Raw genomic sequence first — 6,709 nt, forward strand, 5'->3', positions numbered from 1 at the left:
CTACAACAATAAAACTGACGGGCCCTTTCAAAGCACGCTGCGCTTTTATCTGGTTTACGATCTTTTTGATTTCAGTCTCAGCGGATTCAAAAAACTCAGGAACAACCACATAGTCAGCCGCAGCGGAAAGGGCACCATTTAATGCTAAAAAGCCAGCATTGCGACCCATTACTTCTACAAGGAAAATACGTTCGAACGCATCAGCTGTATCACGAACTTTATCGATAGAACTCATGGCGGTATCTATTGCGGTAAAGTAGCCTATAGTCGCATCAGTACCCGCTATATCGTTATCAATTGTTCCCGGAATACCAAGAATCTGGCCATCCCATAGTTCGCTCAACTTTGCTGCGCCGCGAAAAGATCCGTCACCACCGATTACAATAAGTGTGTCGACCTCGGCCTGTCTCAAATTATCAGCCGCTTTGATAAGACCTTCACGATTTTTAAATTCTTTACACCTTGCGCTGTGTAGTATGGTGCCGCCTTGCTGGATAAGATTGTGCGTTGAATCAAGAGATAGAGGAATAAACTCTTGCTGTAGCAATCCGTTGTAGCCGTGCTTGTAGCCAAGCAAGGTAAAATTAGCTTTCTGACACGCAATAATTGCGGCACGTATACATGCATTCATACCTGGGGCGTCGCCACCAGAGGTTAAAATTGCGACACGTTTTGACACATTAAAGTCCTTCTTTTTACAGGCAATGCCATTAAAGTAGAGTAAAGGCTGTGCAACGTAAAGTTCTCTATTGCGGATATTTATTGCGTAATATCAAAGTAAAATTCAATTTTTCGGTACACAGCAATAAGCGTTTTTACTTGTCACGACGTAACTAACGTAAAAAAGGAAATACTATGCGTTCATTGTTGGTTGTTGTCTTTATTATTTTTCTTACTTCATGCAGTTCTAAGCTGGCCTATAACAACCTGGATTGGTGGGTGTATTGGTACATGGACGACTACATCGAGCTTAAAGATGAGCAAGAGGAGAAGTTTGATGCGCATTTACAAAATTGGTTGAGCTGGCACAAGAAGAGTGAACTTACTCGTTATAAAGCGCAATTAAAGGATATAAAAAAGCAGATTCAGAATGACACCCTTAATTCGAGTATTGTTTATAACAACCTTGAGCTAGCTAGATCGCATTGGGAGCGAGTACGAGACGAGGTCAGTCCTGAACTAGCGGCTATAGCTAAAACACTCGATGATGAACAAGTTGTCACCCTATTTGCGGCATTAGAAAAAGACAATAAAGAAGAAGAGGAAGAGCGACAAGAGGCGCTGGAAAAGTCTGAAGCACAGAGACTTAAAGATAGAATTGAGCGAATACAAGAAACAATAAGTGAGCGTATTGGAGATCTAAGTAAAGAGCAAAAACAAATTGTTAGCACCTACGCGCAACAGTTTATTTCTACAGGTGACGCTTGGATAACGTATCGCAGAAACATTCAAAATGCGGCAAGAAAGTTATTCGTTTCGCGCAAGCAAAACGAAAGGTTTGAGCAAGAATTGGTGTCGCTAATGCAAAATCCGGATAATTATAAAAGCGATGTGTACAAGCAGAGTAGTGCTCATAATATGATTGTGACAGCAACGCTACTGGCCGAGATATTTTCAACTCTTTCAGAGAAACAGCGTCAAACACTGATTGAAAACGTGGATGAGCTAATCGAAACGGTTGATAATTTTATGGATTAGTTAGTAATACTTTGGCCTCGCTGGTTAAAATTTCGAACAGTAAAAAAAACTAACAATCTCATAGCTCACCAGTTTTCTAATTCAAAAGCCAATATATTTAGAGAGTTCATCTCTAAGGTTGGTGTATTTTTCTTTGTAAGGCGCCTTAAGTGACATATCGTCAATCAATTTAAACAACCGCTTACACTCATTAATGAGTTTCATTTCGGCTTTATCTTCTTTGATTGCAATTTGTAGAAGACATTGCAATAGATTAAGCGCAACCCCTGTATTTACAGGAGCAAAGCCTTGAGCAAGGGCGAACGAAGCTTTAGCACGTTCGTAATCTTGCTGCTGATAGTGCTGAATGCCTTCGCGGTTGAACTGTTGATAACTAGCTAAGTTTTTCTGAGCATTGAGGGCTTGCGCATCAAGCATGTTTAGACTGTTTTGGTCGAGCTCATCCTGTCTTGAAGTCAAAAGTGCATTCAACTGTAGCGCATCATCAAACTCACCCAGTTTATACATAACGTTAATACTGTCAGGGATAAACGCGGTAGGAACTTCCGTGTACTTATCGTCAAGCAGTGTTTGTGACGTTGTTAAGTGGCGTTTGGCATCAATCAGTTTGCCGTCTATAGCGCTAATTCTAGCGTTGACGATTGTACCAAATATATCTACGTCAAAATCTCTGTCCATTTTTTGAAGATGTTCATCAAACTTTCCTCGTTGCAGAGTTAGTAATGCTTCTTGCTGATACTTATTGCGCTGGCGCTTGTCGTCTGCAAACTCTGCGACATCTAAAAGGCTTCGGATAATACCGCACCAGTGTAAACTTGTTTTGTGAACGGTTCGTTTTGATAAATCCCAGATCGCTTGGCTTGAACTCGCTGCCAGCACTAAATCGTCATTTTGCCGACCTATTTCACAGGCTTTGAAATGCCTGGGTAAGGAGTAGGGCGACAGTTTTATTGCCTCTTTTATTGCATCTAGTGCTTTGTCGCCAGATGTCGTGGCTTGGTGTGCTTGCGCAAGAATATCGTGAGCGTCTGCATTGAACCGGTTACGCTTTAGCGTTCGCTTGGCAATTGAAATCGCTTTCTCATATTCCTTTAAAAGCAAGTAAGTTTTTCCAATAGCTATTTGTGCCCACAGCACGGGTTTTCCGTCAATGTAGTCACGTAACACATCTAGCGCTTTATCGGGTTGCTTTATACGCCAGTATAGCTCGACTAATAGCTGTTCACAGTGACCTTTATAGTGGGAAGGGGCGTCAAGTAACGCTTCGATATGGTCGATCGCACTGTTCATTTCACCCTGTTCAACGAGACTAAACGCTTGCTGGAGAAACTGTCTTTTTTGCCACGCACGAACAATACGAGACTTCAGCTGAACTTGAGAAAAGGGCTTAATTAAAAAATCATCGGGTCTACGTTCAATACTGCCCAACACTACCGGTCGAGCGCTATCTGCGCTTATCAGAATGAACACCGATGTGGGACTGATAAGCCTTCGAGTGCGCAACTCTTCAATGAGCTCATAGCCATTCTTGTTGTCAGCTCCCAAGTGTAGATCACAAATGACAATATCAAACTTATGCTTTTTACATAGTGATACCGCTTGTTCAGCAGATGACTTCGTAACTACATCAGATGCGCCCATCGAATGCATCAGCCCCTTCAATAAAAGAAGGAAAGGGCGTTGGTCTTCAACAATCAGTACTTGTTTGTTGCTAAATTGCATTTCAAATCCATGAGTGAGCGCGCGATTACTTTATAGGAGTATATCTAATTTTAGATAATAAGCTTAAGAAAAACATTATCTTGCCGAAAACATAAGTATACATATGAAGTTGTAAATAAGAATGTCGCAAGAAACTGTCGAAGCTCGTGAGCAAATACCTATTGACCCCAGTATATACTGGGAGCGCAGTGGTGTGCTTGCTAAAGCATCTGCGCAGGGAGCGTTGTTCTCTTTATATATTGCTATGCAGCAACATAGTGTGGCTGAGCCATTTGAAATTGAAGCGGTAGCGTCAGAATCTGATGATAAAAGTAGCATCGAATCCAAGCTTGCATCGTTAAATTATTATAGAAGGCCATCGCTAGCTGCTAATGAAAGCGAATGGGGCAGAATGCGCGTTTTGTCTGAGTTAGTATCTCAAGACTATGCGGCAGCAAGGTTATATTTAAGTATGAATCCCTCTCCACTTTCACAAACTGATGATGCTAAACGTCTACCCGACGATGTAGTAGATAATTGTAGTTTGGCAACACAAAAGCGGTTGAAAAAGGAATACACTAACACCGTGAAAGAAGATAATACGCTGCTATACGATATCCTTTCATCACAAGATAAAGAATTCCATTCACAACAAGAAAATTCGTCACACTTCACATCTTTTGAGAATATTGCATAGCAGTTTTTTCAATTCGTTGTTGCGGACTAAGCTTGGGTTGACGGAGGGGCGCTAATTCGTATCCGCCCTAGTTTTTATAATTCCTTTTTGTTATATTGCGCGCCGCATTTTTGCACTGGTCTTACGCTCCAATCAGCAAAGGTTAAAATATGTCTAAATATATTGTATGCGCAATGTATAAATTTGTTGCGCTTGAAAACTTCAAAGAAATCCGCCACCCGCTTCTCGAAACAATGGAAGCTAATGGCATTAAAGGTACACTTCTTCTTGCCCACGAAGGGATAAACGGTACGGTTTCTGGTACTCGCGAAGGTATCGACGCATTACTTGCTTATTTAAACAGCGACGAGCGTATTAATCCTATTTCTTGCAAAGAGTCTCTTCACGATGAACAGCCGTTCTATCGCACCAAGGTAAAACTGAAAAAAGAAATTGTGACCATGGGCGTTGAGGGTATCGACCCTCGCAAAACCGTTGGTACTTACGTAAAACCTAAAGACTGGAACGCACTTATTAGCGACCCAGATGTTACGGTTATTGACACGCGAAACGGTTATGAAATTGAAATTGGTACGTTCAAACACGCTATCGACCCTAAAACCGAAACGTTTCGTGAGTTTCCTGAATACGTAGCGAAAGAGCTCGACCCGTCAAAAAATAAAAAAGTGGCTATGTTCTGCACCGGTGGTATTCGCTGTGAAAAATCGACGGCTTACTTGAAAGAGCAGGGGTTTGACGAGGTTTATCACTTAGAAGGCGGTATTCTACAGTACCTTGAAGATGTACCGAAAGAAGAGTCGTTGTGGGAAGGCGATTGCTTTGTATTCGATAATCGCGTTGCAGTTAACCACGACTTAGAGAAAAGCCATTATGAGCAGTGCTACGCGTGCAGACTTCCAATTACTGAAGAAGACAAGCAGAGTGATAAGTATGAGCCGGGTGTTAGCTGCCCACACTGCTTTGGTACCCATACCGACGATCAAATTGCTCGCTTTAGAGAACGTGAAAAACAGGTTCAGCTGGCAAAAGAGCGTCAACAAGAACACGTAGGAACGGAAGCGCGTTTGACCATGGAACAAAAGCGTCAGGAAAAAGCAGAAGCTCAACGTTTACGCGCACTTAAAGCAAAAGAAAATCAGGCGTAGACAGCTAGAAAGAAGGGCGTTACACTCGTGCTTATTGCAGTTGAAATAAGGAATGCGAGTGAGCACTCAACTTTCAGAATCTAAAATTGAAGAAATTAGAAAGGACTTCAGCTTTTTCGATCGTGATGGCAACGGCCAAATCGATTTGCCGGAGTTCATCGAGCTTCTAACCGTTATTTCACCAAAAACGAAAGCTAGCCACGTACAAGAAGGCTTTAAGCTTATCGATAGTAACGACGACGGTTACATCGACTTTGAAGAGTTTTTGGAGTGGTGGCAAGAAGGATGGTGGGAATACTAAGTTTAAACTTAGTTACACTTATCGTCGACTGAGGCTTTTCGACACGCTAGGCCGAGCGTGAAAACGAGGGCTAGGCCACGTAAAAGAGCCAATTGAAAACGAGTGCTTTTAAGCACTCGTTTTTTTGTGTTGAGTTTGGTGTTTCGTGTTGGGAGTGAGATATAGCTTCCTTTGAATAGCCTTCAATGTCGGCTTCAAGGCCATTAGCCGACACTCAATCTTGACACCAAGTGATCAAAAACCAATCGAATACGTTGTGGTACTGGACCACGTTGAGGGCGATAAATATATAAATCCCAAGGCACCGGCTCGACCTCTTCTAACACTCTCACAAGTTTCTCTTGACGTAATAAGTCTTGGACTAAAAAGTCAGGAATTTGAGCAAAACCTAGTCCATTTTGTATAGCCATTAATTCAGCTTCGGTGTCGGCACTTCGAAAACGTGTTATAGATGGCGTCCACTGTCTGTCCACGGAAAAAACCCATGGCCAAAGCTTTCCCGTATTGCGATCTACTAACCCTGTAACGGGCAAGTGGTTTAGTTCTTCAATAGACGCAGGCCTTCCCACTCTATTTATTAACTCAGGCGAAGCCACGACATACATATTAATTTTGGTGAGCTGGCGGGCAATAAATCGACTATCTCTCATGAAGCCGATACGTATCCCAATATCTATTTTTTCGTCAACTACATCCACGCGCTCGTCACTGAGTGTCAGGTCTATATCCAGTTGAGGATGTATTGATGAAAGTTCCAGTAATACTGGCATTAAGCATTTATGACCAAAACCAACAGGCGCTGCGATACGAACCCGCCCTTGTAATTCATTACCCGAGTTAGGGGCGCTTGTTTGAAACAATTCATCTACAGCGCGCAGGCGTTCTTTTGCTATCAAAGCAAATTTTTCTCCAACTAGGGTCACTTGTATGTGTCGAGTATTTCGATGAAATAAAAGCTCTCCTTGCAATTGCTCTAATTCCTTCACTGCTCGTGTGACTGCCTGAGGAGAAATTCCCAGACGATTAGCCGCTTCTTTAAAGCTGCTAGACTCAGCAGCAGTACAAAATATCCGGAGCATTTCCAATCTGTTAAGCATAACAGTCACATTCAGGTTTGATATGAATACGCTAATATTATTCCAAATTATGGAATTGTGAAATTAAAAC

Annotated in this window: 7 protein-coding genes; 4 read left to right on the plus strand and 3 right to left on the minus strand. The window is 42.1% G+C overall.

The features are described from left to right. Positions 1 to 679, minus strand: a 679-nt coding sequence (locus BIZ39_RS19745) for a 6-phosphofructokinase (RefSeq protein WP_187447816.1), incomplete at its 3' end; no start/stop codon positions are given. 176 nt (positions 680 to 855) lie between these two features. Here BIZ39_RS19745 and BIZ39_RS19750 point away from each other — a divergent pair. Then, positions 856 to 1,698 (plus strand): DUF6279 family lipoprotein, encoded by an 843-nt coding sequence (locus BIZ39_RS19750; protein ID WP_187447817.1) that lies wholly within the window; start codon positions 856 to 858, stop codon positions 1,696 to 1,698. A gap of 81 nt (positions 1,699 to 1,779) precedes the next feature. On the opposite strand, the gene BIZ39_RS19755 is transcribed toward BIZ39_RS19750, so the two are convergent. Beyond that, positions 1,780 to 3,420 (minus strand): response regulator, encoded by a 1,641-nt coding sequence (locus BIZ39_RS19755; protein WP_187447818.1) that lies wholly within the window; start codon positions 3,418 to 3,420, stop codon positions 1,780 to 1,782. Between the two features lie 121 nt (positions 3,421 to 3,541). Here BIZ39_RS19755 and BIZ39_RS19760 point away from each other — a divergent pair, with 121 nt between their 5' ends. From BIZ39_RS19760 to BIZ39_RS19770, 3 genes are all read left to right on the plus strand, one after another. Beyond that, complete coding sequence (locus BIZ39_RS19760; protein ID WP_187447819.1) at positions 3,542 to 4,096, plus strand: VC2046/SO_2500 family protein; 555 nt, start codon at positions 3,542 to 3,544, stop codon at positions 4,094 to 4,096. Positions 4,097 to 4,245: 149 nt separating this feature from the next. Next, positions 4,246 to 5,241, plus strand: a complete 996-nt coding sequence (locus BIZ39_RS19765; RefSeq protein WP_049586251.1) for a rhodanese-related sulfurtransferase — start codon at positions 4,246 to 4,248, stop codon at positions 5,239 to 5,241. A 52-nt stretch (positions 5,242 to 5,293) separates the two neighbouring features. Further along, positions 5,294 to 5,542, plus strand: coding sequence for an EF-hand domain-containing protein (locus tag BIZ39_RS19770; RefSeq protein WP_039220280.1), 249 nt, complete (start codon positions 5,294 to 5,296; stop codon positions 5,540 to 5,542). 203 nt (positions 5,543 to 5,745) lie between these two features. On the opposite strand, the gene BIZ39_RS19775 is transcribed toward BIZ39_RS19770, so the two are convergent. Then, a complete protein-coding gene (locus BIZ39_RS19775) occupies positions 5,746 to 6,639 on the minus strand; it encodes a LysR family transcriptional regulator (RefSeq protein ID WP_187447820.1) in 894 nt (297 codons plus the stop codon). Positions 6,640 to 6,709: the final 70 nt, after the last annotated feature.

It is taken from the genome of Alteromonas sp. BZK5 (assembly GCF_014349115.1).
GTDB lineage: Bacteria > Pseudomonadota > Gammaproteobacteria > Enterobacterales > Alteromonadaceae > Alteromonas > Alteromonas macleodii.

Excerpts from the sequence above, each read along its gene's own strand:
- BIZ39_RS19750 (WP_187447817.1), top strand. The coding sequence starts at position 856 with ATGCGTTCATTGTTGGTTGTTGTCTTTATTATTTTTCTTACTTCATGC.
- BIZ39_RS19760 (WP_187447819.1), top strand. The coding sequence starts at position 3,542 with ATGTCGCAAGAAACTGTCGAAGCTCGTGAGCAAATACCTATTGACCCC.
- BIZ39_RS19755 (WP_187447818.1), bottom strand. The coding sequence starts at position 3,420 with ATGCAATTTAGCAACAAACAAGTACTGATTGTTGAAGACCAACGCCCT.
- BIZ39_RS19765 (WP_049586251.1), top strand. The coding sequence starts at position 4,246 with ATGTCTAAATATATTGTATGCGCAATGTATAAATTTGTTGCGCTTGAA.
- BIZ39_RS19770 (WP_039220280.1), top strand. The coding sequence starts at position 5,294 with ATGCGAGTGAGCACTCAACTTTCAGAATCTAAAATTGAAGAAATTAGA.
- BIZ39_RS19775 (WP_187447820.1), bottom strand. The coding sequence starts at position 6,639 with ATGCTTAACAGATTGGAAATGCTCCGGATATTTTGTACTGCTGCTGAG.